This is a genomic window from Millionella massiliensis, assembly GCF_900104655.1.
Lineage (GTDB): Bacteria > Bacteroidota > Bacteroidia > Bacteroidales > Rikenellaceae > Rikenella > Rikenella massiliensis.
On the sequence record NZ_FNWD01000002.1, the window covers coordinates 2,795,418 to 2,821,237 of the forward strand.

18 protein-coding genes are annotated in these 25,820 nt (G+C 59.1%); 9 read left to right on the forward strand and 9 right to left on the reverse strand.

The window, feature by feature from the left end; all coding sequences use genetic code 11:
* The first annotated feature begins 235 nt into the window (after positions 1-235).
* The 9 genes from BQ5379_RS10610 to BQ5379_RS11080 all read left to right on the forward strand — a co-directional run bounded on the left by BQ5379_RS10610 (position 236) and on the right by BQ5379_RS11080 (position 8,377).
* Positions 236-1,537, forward strand: a complete 1,302-nt coding sequence (locus BQ5379_RS10610; RefSeq protein ID WP_143039462.1) for a hypothetical protein — start codon at positions 236-238, stop codon at positions 1,535-1,537.
* A gap of 97 nt (positions 1,538-1,634) precedes the next feature.
* Positions 1,635-2,447, forward strand: a complete 813-nt coding sequence (locus tag BQ5379_RS10615) for a phosphate ABC transporter substrate-binding protein (RefSeq protein ID WP_071135411.1) — start codon at positions 1,635-1,637, stop codon at positions 2,445-2,447.
* Positions 2,448-2,625: 178 nt separating this feature from the next.
* Positions 2,626-3,834: a phosphate ABC transporter permease subunit PstC gene (pstC, locus tag BQ5379_RS10620; RefSeq protein WP_071135412.1), complete on the forward strand. Its 1,209-nt coding sequence runs from the start codon at positions 2,626-2,628 to the stop codon at positions 3,832-3,834.
* Between the two features lie 192 nt (positions 3,835-4,026).
* Positions 4,027-4,911: a phosphate ABC transporter permease PstA gene (gene pstA, locus BQ5379_RS10625; RefSeq protein WP_071135413.1), complete on the forward strand. Its 885-nt coding sequence runs from the start codon at positions 4,027-4,029 to the stop codon at positions 4,909-4,911.
* A 16-nt stretch (positions 4,912-4,927) separates the two neighbouring features.
* A complete protein-coding gene (gene pstB, locus BQ5379_RS10630; RefSeq protein WP_143039463.1) occupies positions 4,928-5,689 on the forward strand; it encodes a phosphate ABC transporter ATP-binding protein PstB in 762 nt (253 codons plus the stop codon).
* Between the two features lie 167 nt (positions 5,690-5,856).
* The gene (gene phoU / locus BQ5379_RS10635; RefSeq protein ID WP_071135414.1) at positions 5,857-6,543 is read left to right on the forward strand and encodes a phosphate signaling complex protein PhoU; all 687 of its coding nucleotides are present in this window, start codon (positions 5,857-5,859) and stop codon (positions 6,541-6,543) included.
* A gap of 82 nt (positions 6,544-6,625) precedes the next feature.
* Complete coding sequence (locus BQ5379_RS10640) at positions 6,626-7,306, forward strand: FKBP-type peptidyl-prolyl cis-trans isomerase (RefSeq protein WP_071135415.1); 681 nt, start codon at positions 6,626-6,628, stop codon at positions 7,304-7,306.
* 135 nt (positions 7,307-7,441) lie between these two features.
* Positions 7,442-7,885, forward strand: a complete 444-nt coding sequence (locus BQ5379_RS10645; RefSeq protein WP_071135416.1) for a peptidylprolyl isomerase — start codon at positions 7,442-7,444, stop codon at positions 7,883-7,885.
* Positions 7,886-7,927: 42 nt separating this feature from the next.
* The gene (locus tag BQ5379_RS11080) at positions 7,928-8,377 is read left to right on the forward strand and encodes a DUF3127 domain-containing protein (RefSeq protein ID WP_083377719.1); all 450 of its coding nucleotides are present in this window, start codon (positions 7,928-7,930) and stop codon (positions 8,375-8,377) included.
* A gap of 137 nt (positions 8,378-8,514) precedes the next feature.
* On the opposite strand, the gene BQ5379_RS10655 is transcribed toward BQ5379_RS11080, so the two are convergent.
* From BQ5379_RS10655 to BQ5379_RS10695, 9 genes are all read right to left on the reverse strand, one after another.
* On the reverse strand, positions 8,515-8,913 hold the full coding sequence (locus BQ5379_RS10655) for an MmcQ/YjbR family DNA-binding protein (RefSeq protein ID WP_071135417.1): 399 nt from the start codon (positions 8,911-8,913) through the stop codon (positions 8,515-8,517).
* A gap of 121 nt (positions 8,914-9,034) precedes the next feature.
* On the reverse strand, positions 9,035-12,757 hold the full coding sequence (gene purL / locus BQ5379_RS10660; RefSeq protein WP_071135418.1) for a phosphoribosylformylglycinamidine synthase: 3,723 nt from the start codon (positions 12,755-12,757) through the stop codon (positions 9,035-9,037).
* Between the two features lie 772 nt (positions 12,758-13,529).
* Complete coding sequence (locus BQ5379_RS10665) at positions 13,530-14,555, reverse strand: peptidoglycan DD-metalloendopeptidase family protein (protein ID WP_071135419.1); 1,026 nt, start codon at positions 14,553-14,555, stop codon at positions 13,530-13,532.
* Positions 14,556-14,855: 300 nt separating this feature from the next.
* A complete protein-coding gene (locus BQ5379_RS11170) occupies positions 14,856-16,355 on the reverse strand; it encodes a GDSL-type esterase/lipase family protein (protein ID WP_143039464.1) in 1,500 nt (499 codons plus the stop codon).
* A gap of 225 nt (positions 16,356-16,580) precedes the next feature.
* The gene (hisS, locus tag BQ5379_RS10675) at positions 16,581-17,960 is read right to left on the reverse strand and encodes a histidine--tRNA ligase (RefSeq protein WP_071135421.1); all 1,380 of its coding nucleotides are present in this window, start codon (positions 17,958-17,960) and stop codon (positions 16,581-16,583) included.
* A 265-nt stretch (positions 17,961-18,225) separates the two neighbouring features.
* Positions 18,226-19,902, reverse strand: a complete 1,677-nt coding sequence (gene ettA / locus BQ5379_RS10680; RefSeq protein ID WP_071135422.1) for an energy-dependent translational throttle protein EttA — start codon at positions 19,900-19,902, stop codon at positions 18,226-18,228.
* 246 nt (positions 19,903-20,148) lie between these two features.
* Positions 20,149-21,333 carry a peptide-N-glycosidase F-related protein gene (locus tag BQ5379_RS10685; protein WP_071135423.1) on the reverse strand — a complete coding sequence of 395 codons (1,185 nt, stop codon included), beginning with the start codon at positions 21,331-21,333 and terminating at the stop codon, positions 20,149-20,151.
* 337 nt (positions 21,334-21,670) lie between these two features.
* Complete coding sequence (locus BQ5379_RS10690; protein WP_083377720.1) at positions 21,671-24,997, reverse strand: glycoside hydrolase family 2 TIM barrel-domain containing protein; 3,327 nt, start codon at positions 24,995-24,997, stop codon at positions 21,671-21,673.
* Positions 24,998-25,021: 24 nt separating this feature from the next.
* The gene (locus tag BQ5379_RS10695; RefSeq protein ID WP_071135424.1) at positions 25,022-25,813 is read right to left on the reverse strand and encodes a hypothetical protein; all 792 of its coding nucleotides are present in this window, start codon (positions 25,811-25,813) and stop codon (positions 25,022-25,024) included.
* Between the last annotated feature and the right edge of the window lie 7 nt (positions 25,814-25,820).

Here is a 25,820-nt window from a genome sequence, read left to right on the forward strand (position 1 = left end):
TGCCGCCCGCAACGTGTTTACACGCGGGATAGTTCGCCCGGAATGGCCATTGGGCGGGTTAAGTGTCGATTGATCATTGATTTGCACGCAATCCATTCCGACAGGGAGTTAACAATTCCGTAACGTTAAATTAATATAATCCTAAGGGCATGTTAAGCAGACGTTAACATACGCGCTCTATGTTTGCATCGTAGAAAAAAGGCAAGGACAAGATTGCACCAACGATATGATGCTTATGAAAAGAAATGTGAAATGGATGGCTTTTGCCATGATGGCCCTTGCGGGAACGAATGCCTGGGCAGCCGAAACCGATGCCAAAGATGCGGCGACCAAAGAGGTGGCACCCAAAGTCGAAGACGGCGGTCTGAAACTCCGCTTCGGCGAGAAGGGGGGAACCCTCAAAATCTCCGGTTACCTGCAGGCACAATGGCAGCTCGCCCAGCAGGACGGAATCGCAGCCTTTACCGATGGCGGCTCGTTCAGTGACAACAGCGACAACCGCTTTATGATCCGTCGCGGCCGGGTGAAATTCACCTATGATCTGGGCGTGATGCAGGTGGTCTTCCAACCCGACTTCTCGGAAAAAGGAGTTTCGGTCAAAGACGCCTACATCAAACTGACGGCTCCCTCGCAGATTATCGGAGGTCAGGCCGGTATCTTCGATCGTCCCTTCGGTTACGAAATCAGCTACTCCTCGTCGAAACGCGAAACTCCCGAACGGAGCCGCGTCTACCTTTCGCTCTTTCCCAACGAACGCGACCTCGGCGCGATGCTCTCGCTCTGCGGCCGGAAAGGAACCCTGCTGAATCGCTTTACGCTGAACGGAGGTCTGTTCACCGGAAACGGCATCGGTTCCGAGACCGATTCGCGAAAAGACTTTATCGGCCGTCTGGCCTATCTCCATGCCTATAAGACCGGCGAATGGGGTGCTGCCTTCTCTTACTATAACGGCGGAGTGCTCAACCCGGTCAATGAAAAGTACAAGTTCGTCGAAAACCAGGGCTATGTAAAACAGGAAGGGGTCGAAGGCGACTACTCCAAACGTCAGTATTTCGGTTTTGCCGCCCAGTGGGCCCAGCAGTGGGCGCTCGGTACGACCCGCATCCGGGCCGAGTACCTCTGGGGCAAACAACCCGGCACGAAGAACAAAAATGCCGATCCGGGTGGAACGTCGTTCGGTGCGGGGAGCGATCCGCTCTACCTGCGCAGCTTCCGCGGTGCCTATGTGTACTTCATTCAGGATATCGGCAAGTCGAAACACTCGGTGGTCTTCAAGTACGACAACTACGATCCCAATACCAAAATCGGCGCCGATCAGATCGGCAAACTGACCGGAACCGGTCTGGCCGACGTGGCTTACAACACCTTCGGGGTGGGCTATCAGTTCCGTTGGAACAAATACCTGACCCTCTCGGCCTACTACGATTTCGTGAACAATGAAAAATGCGCCAACCTCGGCAGCAGCGACCCGTTGCAGGATTTCGCCCGCAACATCAAGGACAATGTGCTGACGCTCCGCATCCAGGCCAAATTCTAATCCTATACGGTGGGGACCGTCGCAAGCGCTCCGTGTCTCTGCCGGATCTGCAAATCACAACCAACTCAGCAAATAATCAACACAAGTACAAAGGAATATGAAAAAGATTGTAATGCTTCTCTCGGCGCTGGTCCTGATGAACGGCGCAGCCATGGCTCAAAAACTCAAAGGGTCGGACTCGGTCCTGCCGCTGGCCCAGAAAGAGGCTGAAAACTACCTCAAAAAGAATACTTCGGCCGATGTGACCGTCACCGGTGGCGGTTCGGGCGTGGGTCTGGCCGCGCTGATCGACAATACGACCGACATCGCCATGGCCTCGCGTAAGATCAAAATCGACGAACGCATGAAACTCCAGAACGCCAAACGCCCGGTGGTCGAAAAGATCATCGCCTGGGACGCCCTGGCCGTGGTCGTCAACCCCAAGAACCCCGTCTCGCAGCTGACCCGCGAACAGCTCGAAGGCATCTTCACCGGCAAGATCACCAACTGGAAACAGGTCGGCGGTCAGGATATGAAAATCGTGGTTTACTCGCGTGAAACCAGCTCGGGTACCTACGAGTTCTTCAAAGAGAGCGTCCTGAAAAACAAAAACTACATGGCTTCCGTACTCTCGATGCCCGCTACCGGTGCCATCATCCAGTCGGTGTCGCAGACTCCCGGTGCGATCGGTTACGTGGGTCATGCCTATGTGAACAGTGAAGTGAAAGCCCTGAAGGTTTCGTACGACGGCAAGAACTTCGTGGAACCGACCTACGCCAATGCCAAGAACAAGAGCTATCCGGTGGTTCGCCCGCTCTACTTCTACTACACCAAAGACCGCGAAGCCAAAGTGAAAGCCTTCATCGACTACGTAATGTCGGCCGAAGGGCAGAAATGGGTCAAAGAGGTCGGTTACATCGACGTGCTCTAATCCCCCCGTAAACGAACAAATCAAGAGATCAAATCGTTCGCTGCGGCAGGTTGCATCTCGCCGGACTGAAAAGCTGGGAAATTCCCCGACTGCACCCGCTGAGAAGAAAACCGCGATCGGAGGAAACAGCACGGTCGGTACGGGATGCGAAGCTGGAGCGAACCTTTAGACAAGACAAATGAACAGACGATTCAGAAGAGTAGTCGAACTCATTGCCGAAAAGGTACTGATGGTCAGCGGAGGAGTCACCTCCGTGACCATCATCCTTATCGTCTTTTTCCTCTTCAAGGAGGGAGTCGGGTTGTTCGGCAGTCCGGCCGTCGAGCAGGGCTATGTGGTGGCGGTCAACGACCAGAATACGGTGCGCTCGCTGACCCCCGTACAGCTCAAGGAGATCTTCGACCAGGAGGTCACCAACTGGAGCGAACTGGGCGGAGCGGACGAACCGATTGTGGTTTTCCGTCTGAACGACATCGAACAGTATGTGAGCTACGAGGAGCTCGGCGACGAGCTGCAGTACATTCCGCAGTGCCTGAGCCGGGTGATTGCCGAGCATCCCGGAATGATTGCCTTCTTCCCCGACACCTACCTGGCCGAAGATTTTGCCGGTCGGGTGATCGACAAACGCAACATCACGCCGGGAGAGTTTTTCCTCGGCGACGAATGGTTCCCCACGGCCACGCCGGCACCCCTGTTCGGTATCGTGCCGCTGGTGATGGGTACCCTCTGGGTGTCGCTGGCTGCCATCCTCTTCGCCCTGCCGCTCGGTATGGCGGTGGCGATCTACATGGCCGAACTGGCCAACGACAAGGTGCGCAAGGTTCTCAAACCGGTGATCGAGTTGCTGGCCGGCATCCCCTCGGTGGTGTACGGTTTCTTTGGGCTGGTGGTGATCGTGCCGCTCATCCAGCAGGTCTTCGGGCTGCCGGTCGGAGAGACGGCGCTGGCCGGGAGTATCATTCTGGCCATCATGGCCCTGCCGACGATCATTACGGTGGCCGAAGACTCAATCCGCAACGTGCCGCGTGCCGTGAAGGAGGCTTCGCTGGCCCTTGGCGCCACCCAGTGGCAAACCATCCGGCGGGTGGTGCTGCCGTACTCCGTGTCAGGGATCATGGCAGCCGTCGTGCTGGGTATCGGGCGCGCCATCGGCGAGACGATGGCCGTGCTGATGGTCACCGGTAATTCGGCCATCATTCCGCACGGTCTGCTCGAACCGGTCCGCACCATCCCGGCCACCATTGCGGCCGAGCTGGGCGAGGCGCCCAACGGTGGTGTCCACTACGAGGCACTCTTCCTGCTGGGGTGTATCCTCTTCGTGATTACGCTGATTATCAGTATCACGGCTGAAATGATGGCGGCTAAAAAGCCCAAACAACAGATTTAGTTTTAATTGTTCTTTTTTCGGATCGGGGTATAACGAGGCGCGTGCAGGCTGGATATTCCATCGAAATGTATATTCGGCCTCGCGCCGCCCCCCCCGACGGCAGAATGCCGTCCGGCGCAGAGGCCGACGGGTTGCAATTGCAACCCGCAGCGGGAGTACAGTCCGGCCTGAAAAAGAACCAACAACAGATAAATGAGTACCTTAATCAATACGAAATTCGATCGGAAAAAACGCCGCACCCAAAGCGTCGCGTTCTGGATCTTCCGGCTGATGAGCCTGGTTGTGGTAGCCATTCTGGTTTGGATCCTGGGTTTTCTGATCGTCAAGGGGATCGGGGTGGTGAACTGGGAGTTCCTCACCACCATGCCCGAAGACGGAATGACCCGGGGCGGTATCCTGCCTGCGATTGTCGGGACGCTCTGCCTGATGGTCGGCAGCATGATCTTCGCCTTTCCGATCGGCGTCATGTCCGGCATCTACATCAACGAATATGCGCCAAACAACTGGCTTGTGAAGTTCATCCGCGTGATGACCAACAACCTCTCGAGCATCCCTTCGATCGTCTTCGGTCTGTTCGGGATGGCGCTCTTTGTCAATACGCTCGGCTTCGGTGACTCGATCATTGCCGGGTCGCTGACGCTGGGACTGCTGGTGCTGCCCGTCGTGATCCGCACCACCGAAGAGGCCCTCAAGTCGATCGACAACAGCTACCGCAACGCCTCGCTGGCGCTCGGGGCCACGAAGTTGCAGACCATTCGCAAGGTGATCCTGCCGATGGCCTTCCCGAACATCATCACCGGGCTGATCCTCTCGATCGGCCGCGTGTCGGGCGAGACGGCGCCGATCCTCTTCACGGTGGCCGCCTACTTCCTGCCCAAACTGCCCTCCAGCATCTTCGACCAGGTGATGGCCCTGCCGTATCACCTCTATGTGCTGGCCACCAGCGGTACCGACATCGAAGCCGCACGTCCCATGGCCTACGGCACGGCGCTGGTGCTGATTCTGATCGTGCTGCTGATCAACCTGCTGGCCAACGGTCTGCGGGCCTGGTTCGGCAAAAAAGTGAAAACCAACTAATCAATTCGGATACGTTTTGGAAAAGAAAACAATCATCTCGGCGCAGAACGTCAACTTCTGGTACGACGATTTCCACGCACTGCGCAATATATCGTTGGACATCGAAGCCAACACCGTGACGGCCTTTATCGGTCCGTCGGGATGCGGTAAATCGACCTTCCTGCGGCTGCTGAACCGCATGAACGATCTGGTGGATGGCTCGCGTCTCGAAGGCCAGATCCTGATCGAAGGCGAAGACATCTATGCTCGTGGCGTGATGGTCGACGAGCTGCGCAAACGGGTCGGCATGGTGTTCCAGAAACCCAACCCCTTCCCGAAAACCATCTTCGAAAACATCGCCTATGGCCTGCGTGTCAACGGCGTGCGTGACAAGGCCTTCATCGAACAGCGGGTCGAAGAGTCGCTCAAGGGGGCGGCCCTGTGGAACGAAGTGAAGGACAAACTGAAAAAATCGGCCTTCGAGCTCTCCGGCGGACAGCAGCAACGACTCTGTATCGCGCGTGCGCTGGCCGTACAGCCCTCGATCCTGCTGATGGACGAACCGGCATCGGCCCTCGATCCCATCTCGACCTCCAAAATCGAGGAGCTGATCTACGAACTCAAGAATGACTACACCATCGTGATCGTGACTCACAACATGCAGCAGGCTGCGCGTGTGTCGGATCGGACGGCTTTCTTCTACCTCGGCGAGCTGATCGAGTACGGCGAAACGAAACGCATTTTCCTCAATCCCGAAAAGGCTCAGACCCAGAACTACATCACGGGGCGTTTCGGTTAGTAGTCCCTGCGGGGTGGAGCGGGGTGGTGCCGATCCTGCGACTGTTGTCTCTCGGAACGCATGCAGCCAGTTGGTCGGCCTTCCGTCTCTGTTGATTGTACCGCTTCTCCTGCCCAAAGCTCCGAATTTTGCATCCGGACGTTAATCCGATACCAAACATTGAACCTATGAAACAGACCGAAATAGAAATCAAAGAACTGAAAGGCCATCTGGCACAGATGTGGTCGCTGGTCGATCAGCAGGTGCGCAAAAGTTTCGACGCGGTGACCACCTTCGACCGGGACCTCGCACACGAAATCATCTCGCGCGAGAAGAGCGTCAATGCCCAGGAACTGGTTGTCGACCACCACTGCGAAAACTTCATCGCACTGTTCAACCCGGTGGCTGTCGATCTGCGTTTTGTGCTGTCGCTGCTCAAGATCAACAACAACCTGGAACGCATCGGCGACTTTGCCGAAAGCATCGCCCTGTTCGTGGCGCATCACCAGAGCAAGGCGCTCGCTCCCGAACTGGTCAAACAGCTCCAGCTCAAAAAGATGTTCGACACGGTGCTCAAGATGATGGAACAGGCCTGCACGGCACTGGCCAAGGAGGACAGCCGTCTGGCCAGCCGCGTGTTGGGGCTCGACGACGTGGTCGATATGATCCATCGTGATGCGGTTCCGGTGCTGGCCGCCTACATCACGGCCCATCCGGACGAGACGATGGAGGTGATGGGCATCCACAACGTGGTGCGTCGCATCGAACGTATGGGCGACCGCCTCAGCAACATCGCCGAGGACATCGTATTCTATGTCGATGCCAAAGAGTTGCGCCACACGGCCTACACCCAGCTCCCGAAGGAAGAAAAATAGGGCTCCGGCAGTCGAACTGGGGGGAAAATGATTATATTTGCGTTTCCAAAATCAGACATAGAAACCAAATAAAATTCATACCATGAAAAAACTGTTTATCTTGGCAGCAGCCTTGACCGCCTCGATGGCAACGCTGACCTCTTGTGGCCAGGGCAACGCCAAACTCGCCACCGACATGGACTCGCTGGCTTATGCAATCGGTACCGACCTCGGTAGCATGGCATTCCAATTCGACTCGACCATGAATCCGCAGATCCTGGCAGCCGCCGTAGTGGACGCGTTCAACAAAAACGGGAAGATGACCCGCGAAGAAGCCGGTGCGTTTATCCAGGAATATATGACCGTAGGGCTGGCACGCAAAAATGCTGCTGCCGGTAAGAAATTTATCGAAGACGCCATTGCTGACGGTGCCGATACCCTCGCAAGCGGTCTGGCTTACAAGATCGAAACTCCGGGTACCGAACCCAAAGCCGCTCTGGGCGATACGGTTTACGTAAAATATACCCTTTCGTTGCCGAACGGTCAGGTAATCAGCGAAACCGGTGATACCCCGACCTCGTTCCTGCTGCAGGAAGGCTCGCTGATCAAAGCGTGGACCCAAGGGGTGCCGTTGATCGGTGTAGGTGGTAAAATCACCCTTTATACTCCGGCCAGCCTCGCTTACGGCGAAATGGGCTTCCAGGGCATCGGTCCGAACCAGGCGCTCAAATTCGACATCGAACTGGTGAAAGTCGCTACCCCGGCTGCTCCGGCAACCAAATAAGTCGGGTGACTGTTAATCCATAACTGCGGGTTCCCGTACCGTCGGTACGGGAACCCGTTCTTTTTCCGGCCGGCTTGCGATTCCCCCGGAAAAGGGCTATCTTTACACACTGCAAACATTTCTAAAACGAAACCGATGAGAAAAGCTGAAATACATACCGAGAAAGGGGTGATGAAGGTCGAATTCTACGAACAGGATGCACCCGGAACCGTCGAAAACTTCTGTAAACTGGCCAAAAGCGGCTTCTACGACGGACTGACCTTTCACCGCGTGATCCCGAACTTTGTGATTCAGGGCGGCTGCCCGAAAGGCGACGGTACCGGCGGACCCGGTTATACCATTCCGTGCGAAACCTCTGGCGGTCACCAGTACCACGATCGCGGGGTGCTGTCGATGGCACATGCCGGTCGCAACACCGGCGGTTCGCAGTTCTTCATCTGCCACAACCGCGAAAATACGGCCCACCTCGACCGTGTACACACCTGCTTCGGCCGCGTGTACGAGGGGCTGGATGTGATCGACGATATCCGGCAGGGCGATGTGATCGAGAAGATCGTCATTATTGACGACGCCGAGTAAACAAACCGTGTGAATGTCTAAATATTAAGGAAACGACCAGATATGGATTTGGAATTGACTGTCAACATGCTGCTGCCGCTGGCTTCGGGAACGAGCGCGCGCGGCGAGTGGAAAAAACAGGATGTGATCTTCGACATGCCGGGTGAGTTCAACCGCAAACTCTGCGTAGGTTTTTGGAACGACCGTGCCGTCGAAGCCGCTGCGCTGCGTCCCGGCGACCGGGTGGCGTTGAGTGTGAACGTCGAATCGCGGGAGTATAACGGACGGTGGTACACTGAAGTACGCGCCTGGCGCATGACCCGTCTCGATGCTCAGGCGGGTGCTCCTGCCGGAGCTTATCCGCCGCCTTATCCGCCCGCAGGTGCTCCGCAGGGTGGATATCCGCAGCAACCGGCTTACCAGCAGCCTCAATATCAGCAGGCGCCGCAGCAACCTGCAGCTCAGCCGCAGGCTCCCACCTCGGCATCCGAAGTGGACGACCTGCCCTTCTAACAGTGTGGCGCTGATAGCGCTGAAGTTATGATTCCCTTATAAGCCGATAGCGGCGGTGGAGAATTCTCCATCGGCCGCTATCGGCTTTTTTTGAATACGTGATACGGGTACTGCGAGTAATCGACCGGTGTACGGACTTACGAACGGCGTTTCGACGGAGGGTCGATCCCGGCGGCTTCCCGTTGCCATTTGGGCAGTGAGGCGGCAGCCAGGGCGTGCGAGTGGTCGATCAGTTCGCGGATTTGCACATCGGTCAGGTACGGGCCGTTCAGGTGCAGACCGTTCCAGTGGCGTTTGTTCATGTGCCAGCCGGGTTCGATCTCGTCGGGGTAGCGGTCGCGCAGTTCGATCGCACGGTCGGGATCGCACTTCAGCAGCAGGTAGTCGGGGCGTTCCAGTGCGCAGAGGGCAAAGATCCGTCCGGGATGGGACGGGGTGTCGCCCACGCGGAAGACGATCGTTTCGTCGTCGAACGGAAAAGCTTCGGTGGCATGTGGCAGGCTCAGGCAGTAGTCGCGTATCTCTTCGATGTTCATGGGAGTCTCGGGGGATAAAAAAGCGAGAGACGAAACTCGTCTCTCGCTTGTGTAATGAACGTATGGTGCGTGCGGGGTAGTTCGTTTAACGCCGCCCCCGCTCCGCTGTCCCGTCCGTTGTTTAGCGGGTGTGTTCCTTGATCCATTCGCGGGCGTTGACGAAGACTTCGATCCACGGGGTCACTTCGTCTTCGCGACGCGGTGCTTCGCTGGGATAGTAACCCCAGTTCCAGGGACGCATGGCGCGTTCGATGTGGGGCATCATGGCCAGGTGGCGTCCGTCGGCCGAACAGATGGCGGCGGCGTTGTAGTCGCTGCCGTTGGGGTTGGCCGGGTATTCGGGGTAGAGGTACTTCATCGGGATGTGGTAGTGCTCTTCGGTGTAGGGCAGGTGGAATTTGCCTTCGCCGTGAGCTACCCATACACCAAGTGTTGACCCTTCGAGCGAACGGAGCATAATGCTCGGTGAGGGATGGATGGTGACGCCGAGGAAGCGCGATTCGAGCTTGTGAGAGTCGTTGTGGAGCATCTTCGGCTTTTCGTCGTCGGTTTTGGGGGCGATCAGACCGAGTTCGACCATCAGCTGGCAACCGTTGCAGATCCCGATCGAGAGGGTGTCGTGGCGGGCGTAGAAGCGTTCGAGGGCCTCTTTGGCCTTGGGATTGTAGAGGAAGGCGCCGGCCCATCCTTTGGCGGAACCGAGTACGTCGGAGTTCGAGAAGCCGCCGACGAAGGCGATCAGGTTGACGTCTTCGAGGGTTTCACGGCCGGAGATCAGGTCGGTCATGTGTACGTCCTTGACGTCCATACCGGCCAGGTGCATGGCCCATGCCGTTTCGCGGTCGCACTGGCAGCCCTTTTCGCGGATGATGGCGGCACGGATGCCGGTGCGGTTCTTGCGCTTGGGATCGATGCCGTACTGGGCGAGTTTGCCGGTGAATGAGGCGGGGAAGTTGTAGTAGAGGGGCTGTTTCTTGTAGTTTTCGTAGCGGGCCAGGGCGAGTTGTGGGGTGCTCTGGTTGCGGTCGAGCAGGTAGGAGGTCTTGTACCACACGTCGCGCATCTGGTCAATGTCGAGGGTCATCTTTTCGCAGCAGCCGTGGCGCAGGGTGAACTTGCGGGTGTCGTTCACGGTGGCGATCTTCTGTGCGGCGACGCCGTATTTGTCGAGTTCGGCCAGAATGGCGTCGGCATTGGCGACTTGCAGCAGCAGGGCGGGTTTTTCGCTGAAGAGCAGTTTGACGAGGTCGTCGTTGCGCAGCGGGTTGAGGTCCACGTCCAGACCGGCGCGGTTGCCGCCGAAGGCCATTTCGAGCAGGGCGGTGATCAGACCGCCGCCCGAGATGTCGTGGCCGGCCAGAATATGGCCCTGTTCGATGAGCTGCTGTACGGCGTTGAATGCTTTGGCAAAATATTGGGCATCCTGAACGGTGGGTACGTCGGCCGACGAGCCTACGGCGTTCACTACCTGGGCGAAAGCGCTACCGCCGAGCAGGAAATCTTCGCCGCCGGTCATGTCGACATAGATGAGCGAGCTGCCGGTGGAGCAGTAGTTTTCGTCGAGGGCGGCGTGAACGCATTTTTTCACGTCGGTCACTTCGCCTGCGGAGGTGATGATCACGGTGCCGGGGGCGAGGACGGTCTGTCCGTCGGGATATTTCTGGGTCATCGACAGGGAGTCTTTCCCGGTCGGGATGTTGATCTTCAACTGGAGGGCAAAGTCGCTGGCGGCCTGAACGGCTCGGTAGAGGCGTGCGTCTTCGCCTTCGTTTTTGCAGGGCCACATCCAGTTGGCGCTCAGCGATACGCCTTCCAAACCGCCGGTGATCGGGGCGAAGACGATGTTGGTGAGGGCTTCGGCGATGGCCAGCACGGAGCCTTTGGCGGGATCGGCCATGGCTGCGGCGGGGGCGTGTCCCAGTGCGGTGGCGACGCCTTGTTTGCCCTGGAAGTCGAGGGCGATGGCGGCGCAGTCGTTCAGGGGCAGCTGAAGCGTACCGGCGGTCTGCTGCATGGCTACGCGGCCGGTCACGGAGCGGTCCACTTTATTGGTGAGCCAGTCTTTGCAGGCGACGCCTTCGAGTTGGAGCACGTCGGTGAGGTACTGGGCGATCTTTTCGGCGTCGTATTCGGGGGCTTTGTAGCTGTCGATGACGGTGTGGTCGGTCATGACGGTGCGGGGAGCTTCGCCGAACATGGCGCTGAGCTGAAGGTCGATCGGTTTTTCGCCGGTGCGGTTGTCGACAAAGGTGAACTGCATGTCGCCGGTGGTTTCGCCGATGACGTACATGGGCGAGCGTTCACGGTCGGCGATGGCTTTGAGTTTGTCGATGTGTTTTTCGTCCATCACCAGACCCATGCGTTCCTGCGATTCGTTGCCGACGATCTCTTTGTCGGAGAGGGTGGGGTCGCCGATGGGCAGTTTGTCGATGTCGATGCGGCCGCCGGTGGCTTCAACGAGTTCGGAGAGGCAGTTGAGGTGACCGCCGGCTCCGTGGTCGTGGATCGAGATGATCGGATTCTCTTTCTCTTCGCTCAGGGCGCGGATGGCGTTGTAGGCGCGCCGTTGCATTTCGGGGTTCGAACGCTGGATGGCGTTGAGTTCGATGGCGTTGGCGTATTCGCCGGTGGCTACCGACGAGACGGCGCCGCCGCCCATGCCGATGCGGTAGTTGTCGCCGCCGAGCAGCACGACTTTGTCGCCCTTGACGGGTTCGTCTTTGAGCGAGTCGGCTTTTTTGCCGTAGCCGATACCGCCGGCCAGCATGATGACTTTGTCGAAGCCGAAGGTTTTGCCGTTTTCCTGATGTTCGAAGGTGTAGAGCGAGCCGGTAATGAGCGGCTGGCCGAATTTGTTACCGAAGTCGGAGGCGCCGTTCGAGGCTTTGATCAGAATGTCTTCGGGGGTCTGATAGAGCCACGGGCGGGCGGGGATGTTCTTTTCCCAGTTGCGACCGCCGTCCAGACGGGGGTAGGCGGTCATGTAGCAGGCGGTGCCGGCCATGGGGAAGGCACCTTTACCGCCGGCGATACGGTCGCGGATTTCACCGCCGGTACCGGTGGCGGCGCCGTTGAAGGGTTCGACGGTGGTGGGGAAATTGTGGGTTTCGGCTTTGACGGAGATGACGCTTTCGAAGTCTTCGGTTTCGAAGTAGTCGGGACCTTCGTGCGAGGCGGGGGCGAACTGTTCTACCACGGAGCCTTGCAGGAAAGCGCAGTTGTCCTTGTAGGCCGATACGACGCGACCGGGATTGGTGGTCGTGGTTTTCTTGATGAGTTTGAAGAGGGTCTCGGGTTTCTCTTCGCCGTCGATGATGAACTGGCCGTTGAAGATTTTGTGGCGGCAGTGTTCGGAGTTGACCTGCGAGAAGCCGAACACTTCGCTGTCGGTCAGCGGGCGACCGATTTTCTTGGCCAGGTCTTTGAGGTATTGGATCTCGTTGCTGTTCAGCGCGAGGCCTTGTTCCTGGTTGTAGCTCTCGATGTCTTCGATGTAGACGATCGGTTCCGGTTTCTTGTCGACGGTGAAGACTTCGCCGTCGATGGTGCGGTACATCCGGTTGAGCATTTTATCGTACTGTGCCGTTTCGCTGTCCACGATCCGGAACTCTTCGATGCGGGTGATGCCGTTGATGCCCATGTTTTGGGTGATTTCGACGGCGTTGGTGCTCCACGGGGTGATCATTTCGCGGCGGGGGCCGACGAAAATGCCGCTCACGGAGGTGACGTCGAGCCATTCGGCGCCGCCGAACAGCCAGCGCAGTTTGTCAATGTCCTGCTTTCCGAGTGCCGTGGTAGCCTGCACGGCGTAGATGGTGTTGTCGCTACGGAACAGTAGTATCATGTGTGGATATAATTTTCAGTCTCCAAATATACGGTTTTTTCCGGATTCTGCGGCAGGATCGTCGCTTCCGAGCGGCATGGAGTGTTTTTACTGCGTCAAAACGGGAATTTGGAGGGGCAAAATGGTTGTGAAACGGCCGATTGAGCGGCTGCCGGGGGAGAAAACAGCCGGGTGGCCGGGTAATTTTCGGGGTGGCTGCCCTTTTTCGGAAAATTTCGGAGAGCGGGATAAATCCATGCAGGATTATTGGAACGCCCGGATTGCGGGAAATGTTTCCTGTGGAAACGGGGTGGAATCAGATTGGCTCGAAGCGGGACAGTATGACGCAGGAGTAGGTCCCGGCACTGGTAGCTGATATACAGCATGCGCCCGACCTTTAGGCGGGCGCATGCTGTTCGGGCGGTGTACTTTTTCGAGCATCCAGGTGAGGCGCGGGGCTTTGAGGTATCACGCGAGGACGATTCCTGCGAAAAGCTGGAGTCGGAACCAGTGGAACGGGGTGTAGTGGTCGACGATGCGTAGCACGGAGAAGATGTTCAGCAGCAGGCAGACTGCCACGAAGAGTGCGGTGTCGGATTTCAGTCCGATCTGTTGCTTCGAGCGGGCCAGCTTCCGAAAGAGTTGGTAGCTCCACTAAACGATCTCTCTGAGCATGTTCGGGATAAAGGTGGAACGGGGTACGGCAGGCCAGGCAGGGTGCGGCAGATGGAGGGCGGCGGAAGGCTTGGCGGAGGTGTGGAAAACTGGACCGGGTATGCCGGGAGGGGGCAGGCTATTTGACGCGCAGGCGTTGTCCGATCCGCAGGGTGCTGTTGCGGTCGATGCCGTTCAGCTGGCAGATGCGGGTGATGGTGGTGCCGTAGCGGATGGCGATGCGGCCCAGAATGTCGCCCTGTCGCACCGTGTGGTAAACGGCGGTGGTGGCCGGTTTGGGTTGTGCGGCGCGGATGGTGGTCGAGTCGTCGGCTTCGGCCAGCAGAGTGTTGGCGATATCCTCTTCGGGATCATCCTCTTCGAGCAGTTCGGAGGCGCGGGAGTGGATGTTGAAGAACGAACGTTCAAGGGCGAAGGTCTGGTAACGGAGCATGCCGTTCTCGAAGTCGAACAGGAATTCGGGGTCGAAGCTCTGGTCGCAGTAGCGGGTTTCGAAGTGGAGATGGGGGCCGTAGGCGCGACCGGTCGAACCAATGTAACCGATCACCTGGCCGGTCTTGACATAGTCGCCGACCTTGACGTTCAGTTTCGAGAGGTGCGAGTGCCAGGTTTCCAGTCCGTTGGGGTGGCGGATGATGACCAGATTGCCGAATCCGCCGGTGTTGTACTGCGAGTAGCGCACTTTGCCGTCGAAGGCGGCCAGAATCGGTTCACCGGTTTTCATCGGAATATCGACGCCGTTGTGGTTGCGGCGGCGACGGGGTCCGTATTTCGAGAGGACTTTGCCCTGAACGGGGCAGCAGAACTGACTGATGCTGTCGATCAGTTTAAGTTCGATGACGGGCGGCAGGTCCTTGATCTCGATGTTGCGGTACGAGAAGACGGACGAGGTGTCCCAGTTGTTGCGGTAGACGGGCAGGTTGTCGAGGCGGCTCAGCGAGGGGCGGTAGTACTCCCACGTGTTATTGCTGTAGATGATGACCTTGGTCTCGGGGTCGGGCGTGGCGATGGTGTCCATCGGGTGGCGGGGTAGGTCTTCGAGCTTGGGGGCTGTCGGGGTGCTTCGGCGGCGCTGGGCGTTGAGCGGTGCGAGGGTCGTGAGCAGCAGAAGCGGTATGATGAGGGTGAGCCGGGTGAGTTTCATGGAGGGGATGTGCGGGTTCGTTTACCGGTCGGTAAACGAATGGGGTGGGCGGTTTATTGTTTTGTTGCGAATCTTTTTTTGTTGTGGGGTTTTATTTCGATTCGGGGAGCGTGTCCCCTGCTCGGAATAGGTTCTGCGCTCCGGCGGTGGTGTGTCGGAGGCGCAGAACGGAAGTCCGGGGGATTTGTCAAAAGTCGTTTAATGAATGGAATCGGTGGAGCGAAGCGGCTGGATAAGGCTGGGTGCTGGAGGTACCGCTTAGCCGTTTCCTCCCCGTTTTCTACCCGTCGGCCTCTGGGGCTAAAAACTCCGGAGCCAGCGCAGCAGTTCTTCGTGCCACTGGGTCTTCCGGCGGAAGTCGGTGTTGAATCCCCAGCCGTGCCCGCCGTCCGGATAGATGTGCAAGCTGGCCGGAATGTGATGTTCCTGCAGGGCCCGGAAGTAGCGGAGCGAGTTTTCGACCGGGACGGCGGTGTCGTCGCCCGAGAGGACGATGAATGCCCGCGGGGTGCGGTCGGTAACTTGCAACTCGTTGCTGAACTCCCGGATGTCGGCTTCGCTCGGCGAACCGCCTAGCAGACTGTAGCGCGATCCGCCGTGGGTGATCGTCTGGTCCATGCTGATGACGGGGTAGAGCAGAATCTGGAAGTCGAGGGCGGTATCGCCGACGGAGTGGGTGGCCAGAGTCGAGGCGAGGTGGCCGCCGGCCGAGCTGCCCATGATGCCGATCTTTTCGTATCCGCCCCATGTGTCGCGGTTTTGGCGGAGCAGGCCGAGGGCTTCGGCCGCATCGCTACGCGGAATGCGCGAGTCGCCGTTCGGAAGACGGTAGCGGAGCACGACGCCTGTGATGCCGTTGTTGCTGAGCCAGTGGGCGATCTGTGTTCCTTCGTGTTCGGTGGCCACGATGGCGTAGGCGCCGCCGGGGCAGATCAGAACGGCTTTATCGGTCCGGCCCTGTGTGGCAGGATAGACTTGGATGTAAGCCCCTTCATGGCTCAGGGCGATGGTCTGCGGGTTGAGGTAGCGGTACAGATCGTAGATCTTGTCGCTCCACAGCCGCGCAAGGCGTTCGGCGCCCTGTTTGTTGGGGTGGAGGTAGAAGGTTCCGGCAAAACCGGCTTCGGGGGTCAGCAGGGTCTCTGCATGGTTCTGAAAGAGTTCCCATCCCTGGGTGGCTCCCAGGTGAACGTAGCTCTTTTTCTGACGCTGGTAGGCGTCGACCAGAGAGTCGATGCCGGGGAGGTAACTGCGCAGCCGGTTCTGTCCCTCTTGCAGGTATCGTGCGCCGTTGTAGGTGTTGGCCGAGTACCACAGCGGGTGGTGGAGCATGAAGTGGGCCTGTGGGTAGCGGTGCGACAGGCTGTCGATGATTCGGGTCAGGTTGGCCAGGTAGCGGCTCTTGCTGACGGGGGCTCCGTTGGTCCCTTCGGCGGCGCTGTCATTGGTGCCGAGCATGATGGAGAAAAGGAGGGTGCCCTTTCGGTCGGCAAACCGGTCGCCGGCTTCGATGGCGCGCGGGAAGAGACTCCCGCTTTCGGGCAGCCAGTCGAAGGTGGTCGAACCGCTCACGCCGATGTTGGCAACTTCGACCTGCCCCATGCCGGGTTTCTGTTGGAGCAGTCGGCCGGTGACCACGGGCGGCGCTTCGGTCTTGGGGTCTTGCAACAGGGCTCCTTCGGTAATGCTGTTCCCGATAAAGATCAGGTTCAGGTCGGCCGATTGCTGGGCGTGAAGGGCGGTATGTCCGGTCCAAAAAGTCATGGATAGCAGCAGAAGGTATCGGAATGGATGTTTCATGGGGTGGTGTGTTTGGGTAGCTGGGTGGGGTTTGCAGCGGTATTCGCTCTGTCATGCGGAATCGATGCCCGGTGCGGGGTGAAATTCGCTGCGGGATGGGAAAAAGGAGCGCCCGGTGGGTCCGGGCGCTTGCGGAGTGGGCGGACAGAGGGGCCGGTTCCGACGGTGTGGGTGTCGGACGGGGCGGCCTCCCGACTCGTCCCCGTGTATCATGCTCGGGCGGAACTATCGGAGGTGTTCGGCCAGTTGGTCGAAAGGTACGTTCTCCTGCTGGCCGGTGACGATGTTCTTGACGGTGGCGGTGCGGCTGGCGATCTCGCTCTCGCCGACGAAGACCATGTAGAGGATGCCGCGTTTTTGGGCGTAGTCGAACTGCTTTTTCATCTTCACGGCTTCGGGGTAGATTTCGGCGGCGATGCCGGCCCGGCGTACCTGGGTGAGCAGCCGGAGGGCTGCGGTCTCTTCGGCGGCACCGAAGTTGACGAAGAGTGCGCGGACGCTCTGGGTGGTTTCGGCGGGGAAGAGGTCGAGGCCGAGCAGCACGTCGTAGATGCGGTCGGCGCCGAAGCTGATGCCGACGCCGGAGGTGTCGGGCAGACCGAAGATACCGGTCAGGTCGTCGTAGCGTCCGCCGCCGCAGATGCTGCCCATCGGGAAGTCCATGGCTTTGACTTCGAAGATGGCGCCGGTGTAGTAGTTGAGGCCGCGGGCCAGCGACAGGTCGAGTTCGACAGGGAGGGTGACCTCCAGCGCGTCGATGTAGTCGAGGATGGTGGTAACCTCTTCGATCCCTTTCATCCCGGTGGCCGAGTGTTCGCCGATGATGGCGGTGATGGCGGCCAGTTTCTCACGGTTCGTGCCGCTCAGGCTGAGGATCGGCTGCAGCCGATCGATGGCTTCGGGGCTGAGGCCGCGGTCGGCGAGCTCGGCGTTGACGGCCTCCAGACCGATCTTGTCGAGTTTGTCGATGGCCATGGTGATGTCCATCATCTTGTCGGCGTGGCCGATGGTCTCCGAGATGCCGTAGAGGATCTTGCGGTTGTTGATCTTCAGCGTGACACGGATCCGGAGCGCGGCGAATACGTCCTGTACGATCTGGATCAGTTCCACTTCGTTGAGCAGCGAGCGGGTGCCGATCACATCGACGTCGCACTGGTAGAATTCGCGGTAACGTCCTTTCTGGGGCCGGTCGGCACGCCATACGGGCTGGATCTGGTAGCGTTTGAAGGGGAAGGTGAGTTCGTTCTGGTGCTGGACCACGTAGCGTGCGAAGGGTACGGTGAGGTCGTAGCGGAGCCCTTTTTCGCAAATCTTGTTGCCGAGCACGACGGGGTTGTCGCTCTCGACGGCGGACTGCATCTCTTCGGGGTCGATGCCGCGCAGGAAGTTGCCGGAGTTGAGCACTTTGAAGAGCAGTTTGTCGCCTTCGTCGCCGTATTTGCCGAGCAGTGTGGAGAGGTTCTCCATGCTGGGGGTTTCGAGCGGGGCGAAGCCGTAGCGGCGGAAGACGCTCTTGATGGTGTCGAACAGGTAGTTGCGGCGTGCCATTTCGACGGGCGAAAAGTCACGGGTGCCTTTGGGTATGGAGGGTTTCTGAATGGCCATGGTGTATGTTAAATGTTCGTTTTTTTGATATTTCGGGGTCAGGAGCCGTGTTGTCTGATGGGGTTGTGTCTCTGGCAAAGTTCGCCACTTGGAACGGATGCTCAAAAGATCGCCTTTTGCTGCTCATACGTGGCGCAGCGGCTACATTGTCAGCACGAATTGTGGCAAGGCGGTCGCGTTTGCACAAACGGTCGGGTGCTGCTCCAGTGGGTGCCCACGTCCGGTGTGTTGCCGGACTGCCGGCGGAGAGAGGCACGGACTGTGGTTACTCCATCAGTTTGCGGTACTTGATGCGGTGGGGGGTGGTGTCTCCGAGGCGTTTGCGTTTGTTCTCTTCGTACTCGGAGTAGCTCCCCTCGAAGAAGACCACCTGCGAGTCGCCTTCGAAGGCGAGGATGTGGGTGGCGATGCGGTCGAGGAACCAGCGGTCGTGGCTGATGACCACGGCGCATCCGGCGAAGTTTTCGAGACCCTCTTCGAGTGCGCGCAGGGTGTTCACGTCGATGTCGTTGGTGGGCTCGTCGAGCAGCAGTACGTTTCCCTCCTCTTTCAGCGCGAGGGCCAGGTGGAGTCGGTTGCGCTCACCGCCCGAGAGGACGCCGCACTTCTTCTCCTGGTCGCCGCCCGTGAAGTTGAAACGGGAGCAGTAGCCGCGGGCGTTCACCTGCCGGCCGCCGAGGGTCAGCAGTTCGCTGTTCTGCGAGATCACTTCGTAGACGGTTTTTTCGGGGTCGATCGAGCTGTGCTGCTGGTCGACGTAGGCGAGTTTGACGGTTTTACCCACTTTGAAGTCGCCTTTGAGGGGCTTTTCGAGTCCCATGATCAGGCGGAAGAGGGTGGTTTTCCCGGCGCCGTTCGGGCCGATCACGCCGACGATCCCGGCGGGGGGCAGCGTGAAGTTGAGGTTCTCGTAGAGCATCCGGTCGCCGTAGCCCATCGAGACGCCGCGTGCTTCGATCACGACGTCGCCCAGACGGGGACCGTTCGGGATGAAGATTTCGAGTTTCTCCTCTTTCTGCTTGGTATCTTCGTTGAGCATCTTGTCGTAGGCGGCCAGACGGGCTTTGCTCTTGGCCTGACGGGCTTTCGGGGCCATGCGGACCCATTCGAGCTCGCGTTCGAGAGTCTTGCGCCGTTTGGACTCCTGTTTCTCTTCCTGGGCCAGCCGTTTGGTCTTCTGGTCGAGCCACGAGGAATAGTTGCCTTTCCACGGAATTCCCTCGCCGCGGTCAAGTTCCAGAATCCAGCCGGCCACGTTGTCGAGGAAGTAGCGGTCGTGGGTAACGCAGATCACGGTCCCTTTGTACTGCGAGAGGTGCTGTTCGAGCCAGTCGATCGATTCGGCGTCGAGGTGGTTGGTCGGTTCGTCGAGCAGCAGCACGTCGGGCTCCTGAAGCAGCAACCGGCACAGGGCTACGCGGCGGCGCTCACCACCGGAGAGGGTGGTGACGCTCTGCTCGGGGTCGGGACAGCGCAGCGCGTCCATGGCGCGTTCGAGTTTCGAGTCGAGCTCCCAGCCGTTCAGATGGTCGATCTGTTCGGTGAGCTCGCCCTGACGCTCGATCAGGCGGGCCATCTCGTCGTCGCTCATGGGCTCCATGAAGCGGGCATTGACCTCTTCGTACTCCTTGAGCAGGGCCACGACGTCGGCGCATCCCTCTTCGACCATTTCGCGGACGGTCTTGGCGGGGTCGAGTTGCGGATCCTGTTCGAGGTAGCCTACGGTGTAGCCGGGCGAAAAGACCACTTCGCCCTGGTAGCTCTTGTCGATCCCGGCGATGATCTTCATCAGGGTCGATTTACCGGAGCCGTTCAGACCGATGATCCCGATCTTGGCGCCGTAGAAGAACGAAAGGTAGATGTTGTTCAGTATCTTTTTGTTATTGTTGAGGACTTTGCTGACCCCAACCATCGAAAAGATGATTTTCTGATCGTCTGCCATGTTGCTGGTTCGTTATGTCGTTTCTTGCAATGGTTATACGGTGTGTGGCCCCGTTGTGTGCTTGCGGCCGTTCATTCGGCGGTTCCTTCGGGCTGTTTCGCCTGTCGGGGAATGCTTTTCGGCGCTCCGTGCAGAAGGGTGAAAAACAGGCTGTGGGGCTTAAATGAACAAAGGTACGAAAAAACCTGCACCTTTCGAGGGGTGCAGGTTGTGTTTGTCGTCCTAAGGAATTGTGCAGGACGGTCTCTATTTCATGTCGCAGACGATGTAGGCGCTGACCAGCCAATGGTTCATGGCGTTGCCTACGGCCTTCTGGGCGTTGGGAATGCTGACCGTGATTTTGTGCGTGCCGGGGGTGAGGTCGGGCAGGGCGACGCTCTCGGGCACGATGCAGGAACCGGGGCACCAGTTCGAGCGGCTCAGGTCGGACGAGGCCAGCGACTCTTCGATCTCTTTGACGTGGTATTCGTCGTCATCGCCGATGTAGGGGGCTTCGCGTTTGATGAGCCATACGCCGGAGCCGGGGTTGAAACGGCGGAACGAGGCGCAGTCGTCGCGCCACGGGATGAAGTCGATGACCGGTTCGCCGTCCACGAAGACGATGTTCTGCTGTTTGGTGAATTCGTCGCCGCCCGAGTGGCCGCCGTGGCCGGTGGTGATGTAGTAGAGGCGTGCGTTGCGGGCTCCTTTGGGGATGGTGACCTCAGCGGTCAGGTCGCGGTGGGCGAACGAGGTCGAGAGGCTCTGTGAGCCGATATAGGGAACGGTGTTCACAACGGGAATCACAACCGTCGGAGTGGCTTTGTCGCAGGAGAGGGGACTCTCTTCGAGGGTGATGTCAAGCGATACGACGTAGCCTTCGGTAGTCCAGCTGTCGATCCAGATGCCGACCCAGGCTTCGCCCTGAAGGGTCGAGATCAGTTGCGAGATGTCCTGGCTCCAGGCCACCTGTTTCTCCCAGAAGGGGATGTAGACCGGTTTGCGGTGGAGCTGGTCGTCGCTGAAGTGGCCCACGCCGAAGGGGGTCATGAAGCGGAGCAGCTCGATATAGGGGGCTTTGCCGCCCTGCGGGGTGACGCCGAGGAAGGCGCTGTCGGCACCGGGTGCCAGCGGAGCCTTGCCCTGGATCATCTTCAGCGGATCGTCGCACGCGGGGATCACGAAGCACGAACCCGATTTGTCCCACCGGTCGCCGTTCGAGGCCAGCGTAATGTTGATGGTGGCGCGGGTGGTGCGTTTGTAGGTCGGGAAGTTGACCTTCTTGAAAATGTAGCGGCCGGTACCGGCGTGGAGTACGCCGGCGCTGTCGGGCTTGAACTCTTCGTACGAGCCGAAGGCATGGACTTGGGTGTGGTCGAAGATTTGGATCTTCTGGGCCTGTGCCGCGAAAGCCGTGAGGGCGGCTGCGGCAAAAAGGAGCAGTTTTTTCATCTATGTAATCGGTTTTTGTTGCGGGTGGAGGCAGAGCTGCGGCGGTGCCGGGTCAAAGGAATAGGGCCTTTTCTGCACCATATGTTCTTCCGAGAACGGGCTTGTATGCCGATTCCGCGGGAGTCGTGCGGTGATTGGGAGTTCCTCCCTCCGTGTTTCTGTTCTGCGGCTTATGCGGTGCAAAAATACGAAACGACCCCGGTTTCCCAAAAGGAAACGCGGGGTCGTCTGCTGGTGTGTCGCAATCCGACGCGAACCGTCGGGGGCTTTCTTTCGATCTGCTCCGGATGGCTCCGGACCGTGCGGCTGGCGGAGTGGAGCGTGACGCGGCGGAGGGTTAGTATTTGTATCCGGTCAGCCGTTGGATGTCGGTGCCGCTTTTGACCGGAACGAGGGTGAAGCCCCAGCTGTAATCGTTTGAGGCGGGCAGCTGGTACTGTTTGTAGGGTTGTGCGCCCCAGCTGTCGTCGCCGCCCACGCCCATCATCTTGTAGTCGAGGTTCAGTTCGACGAAATCACGCGGGGTGATGTCGTTGATATGGGTCTGTTTGGGCTTGATGTTGCGACCGGCTGCTTCGGAATGGTCTTCGTCGGGGGTGCGGTTGGCCCACTGGTAGGGCTTGTCGGACTCCTGCCCGTCGTAGTCTTCGATCGAGTTGCGCAGGGCGTTGAACTCCATCAGTTCGTCGGCTTCGACCAGCAGCCCCTGTCCTTTCGAGCGGTTCAGGGCGAGCCAGCGGGTGTCGGTGTGGTGGCCGGTCTCCTGCGGGCGGACGTAGTCGAACGCTTCGATACCGACGTTGCTGCGGTAGAGACCGACGTTGGTGCCGTAGTTGCGGTCCTGGTAGTTCTCTTCGGGACCGCGGCCGAAGTATTGCAGGTTGGTCATGTCGGCCGGCAGTCGCATCCGCATGCCGAGGCGGGGCATCTGGCTCTTCGATTCGGGATTGCCCTGGAAGTTGTAGGCGACGTTCACCACGCCGGTCGGATAGACTTTGTAAGTCACGTTCAGTGCGCACCCTTCGGGCAGACTGTAGCTGGCGGTGACCAGTGCGGTGTTGCCTTCGGTGGTGGCGGTCACGGAGGTGGCTTTCAGATCACGCGAGGCCTCTTTCCAGATCTGCAGACGGCGGGGCATGCCGCTGCCGTAGTCGTTGTCGGTCGGGGCGCGCCAGAAGTTGGGTTGCAGACCGAAACCGTCCTGTACGTACTCGAGGCTGCCGATGCGGTAGGAGGTGATGTTGCCGGTCGTTTTGTCGATGGTCAGCCCGAAGTTCGAACCGATAATGTCGACTTCGGTCGAGGTGCTCTCCATGTTCACGTCGCCCTGGGCACGGTAGGTGCGTTTCTGGCCCTGAAGGTGGTCCAGTTCGAACTGTTCGGTGGCCACAACGGTGCCGGCCTTGAGCAGCCCGTCGGCGGCCTTGAGGCTCACGGTGAAGTTGACAAAGTATTCGGTGCCGGCCTGTGCGGTGAGGCCGCTCAACGGCACGGTGACGGTGCGCGATTCGCCGGGAGCGAGGTTCAGCGTCGTGAAGGTGCCCTGTTTGACCACGCGGTTATTGGCCGTCACGGTGTATTTGACGTTGTACTTCGAGAGGTTGGTGAAGTCGTACAGGTTGGTGACTTCGAATTTGCCGGTGGCCAGATCGACCGGACGGAACCAAACGTACTGATACATCTTGCGCACTTCGGCGATGCCGGGGTGGGGCGTACGGTCGGGGCTCACCAGACCGTTGCAGAGGAAGTTGCCGTCCGAGGGACGGTTGGTGCCGAAGTCGCCGCCATAGGCCCAGAAGAGGTTCCCTTCGGCATCTTCGACCAGCAGACCCTGATCGACCCAGTCCCAGATGAAACCGCCCTGGAGGTTGGGATATTTGTAGATGGCTTCCCACATGTCGCGGAATCCGCCGCCGGAGTTACCCATCATGTGGGCGTATTCCGAGGGGATGTAGGGGCGGTCGGTCTCCATCTCGCCCCAGCGGGTCAGCAGCGCGGCCGAGGGGTACTGGGGACAGAAGATGTCGGTGTTCCATTCGAGGATGGCGCGTTCGTACTGTACGGGGCGTAGGGTGTCCATCTCCTTGAGCCAGAGGTAGGTCTCGTAGAAGTTGTATCCGTTGCCGGCTTCGTTGCCGAGGCTCCAGAACATCACGCAGGGGAAGTTTTTGGTTTGGTGGTACATGTTCTGGGTGCGGTCCATGTGTTTGACAAGCCATTCGGGGTTGTTGCCGAGGGTGCGGCCTTGGCTGAGGTCGTAGCCCATGCCGTGCGACTCGATGTTGGCTTCGTTGCAGAGGTAGAAGCCGTACTGGTCGGCCAGTTCGTAGAAGCGGCGCTGCTGCGGGTAGTGGGCCAGACGGATGGCGTTGATGTTGTTGGCCTTCATCAGCCGGAAGTCTTCGAGGATGGTGGCTTCGTCGAGCACGTGGCCGTTGACTTCGTGGTGTTCGTGGTAGTTGACGCCCTTGATGAAGACGCGCTTGCCGTTGACGTAGTACTGGTTGCCTTTGACTTCGCTGGTGCGGAATCCGACCTTGGCGCTGGTGTACTCCACGAAGCGGCCGTCCACCCGGATCTTCAGCACGAGGTTATAAAGATACGGATCTTCGGCGCTCCATTTGTGCACGTTCTGGTAGGCGTGTTTATTTTGCAGGGCGGTGCGGCGGAAACGGACGGTGTCGCGGCCGTAACCGTCGAGTTCGATCTCTTTGTACGAATAGTCGACCATCGTGCCGTTGGCGTCTTCGAGTTCGAACCATACCTGCACGGGGCCGGTCGGTTTGACGAAGTTGTTGACCATGGCGATGTCGAGGTTAAAGAGCCCGTCGGTGTAGGTCGAGTCGAGGGTCGAGACTACGTAGAAGTCTTCGATGTGGGTGCGGGGCTGCGAGTAGATGTACATCTCGCGTTCGATGCCGCTCAGACGCCAGAAGTCCTGGCATTCGAGGTATGATCCGGTGCTCCAGCGGTAGATTTCGAGGGCCAGCAGGTTGGTGCCGTCGGTGAGGTAGTCGTTGAGCTTGAATTCGGCGGCCGATTTGGAGTCTTCGCTGTAGCCGATCTTGTGGCCGTTGAGGTAGATCAGAACGCCCGATTTGGCTCCGCCGATATGGAGATATACGTCGCGGTCCTTGAGCAGCAGGGGCGCTTCGAAGGTGGTGCGGTAGAGACCCACTTCGTTGGCTTCGGGCAGCTGCGGAGGCTGCGGATTGTGGGGGGCGAATTCGTAGGGGTGGTTGGTATAGATGGCATCACCGAAGCCGCGCACCTGCCAGGTGGCGGGTACCGAAAGGGTGTCCCAGGTCGAGTCGTCGAAGTCCAACTCGTAGAAGTCGGTCGGGCGTTGACGGTGGTCGGAATACCACTGGAATCGCCAGGGTTTGTTGAGTGAAATGTAAAAGTCCGAGGTGGTATAGTCGTTGGCTGCGGCGATGTCGCGGTTGTCGTAGGACATGAAGTAGGCGCGCGGCGTTTCGCGGCCCACTTGTGCGATGGAGTGATTCTGCCATTCGGGAATCGCAGGGCCGGAGGTCATGCTGTCGCGGTCGGCCTGGCCGAACTGCCATACGGTGGGCGGAAGCTGGCCGTAGGCTGTGTTGCCGAGCAGAAGGGCACAGGCACTGGTGGCGAGCGCCGCAGTCAAGGTTTTTCTGAGTTTCATCTCGATATCGGGTTCGTGGTTGGGTTATTGGTAGTATTCGATCTTGCGTTCGGTGAGGATGGCTTTCTTCATCGTTTCGTTGTAGGCGATCCGGCGGATCCAGTTCCCCTGTGCGTCGTATTCGTAGGTGTAGGTGGTGCGGGTCTCTTTCGGGGTGGCCTGTTCGTCCTGTACGGTGGCGCTGGCCGGAAGCCCGTTCCCCTGATAGGTGTAACGGGCAACACGGTGGCGGTTATTGTCCGTGTAGTGGTAGGTGTCGCGACCGGTGACTTCGCCGGCCCGGTTGTATTCATAGGTTTCGCGCATCTGAAGCACGCCGTGGCCGTTGAAATAGCTGGTCTCCTTGCGGTGGCCGCGGCTGTTGAGGGTGTAGTCCTCCTTGGCGGTCGGGGTGCCGTTGGCCAGGGTGGTTTCGGTGCCGATCAGCCGGTCGTCTTTGTCGTACCGGTATTCGGTGCGCGACAGCTCGGTGGTGTCGTGCATCCGCACGGCGGTGGCTTTGCGGGGGCTGCCGGCGGTGTATTCGTACCGGATGGTGTAGGTGGTGCTGTCGTCGATGGTGTGGGTCTCGGCGGTCAGTTCCCCGCTCAGGTTATAGGTATTGACGATGTGCTGTATCTGGCCGGCCGTGGTGTCCTTGAACCATTCGCCGGCGTTGGAGTGGGCCGGATAGGTGGCGATGTGCAGGGTCTTGGGACGACCGTGGAAAATCTCGGCTCGCGTGGCGTCGGTGGGCAGCGGCTCGGTCGCTGTGTTGCAGGAGTTGATGCTGAAGAGGGTTGTGAGGGCCAGAAGGTTCACAAACGTGTGTTTCATCGGGGTG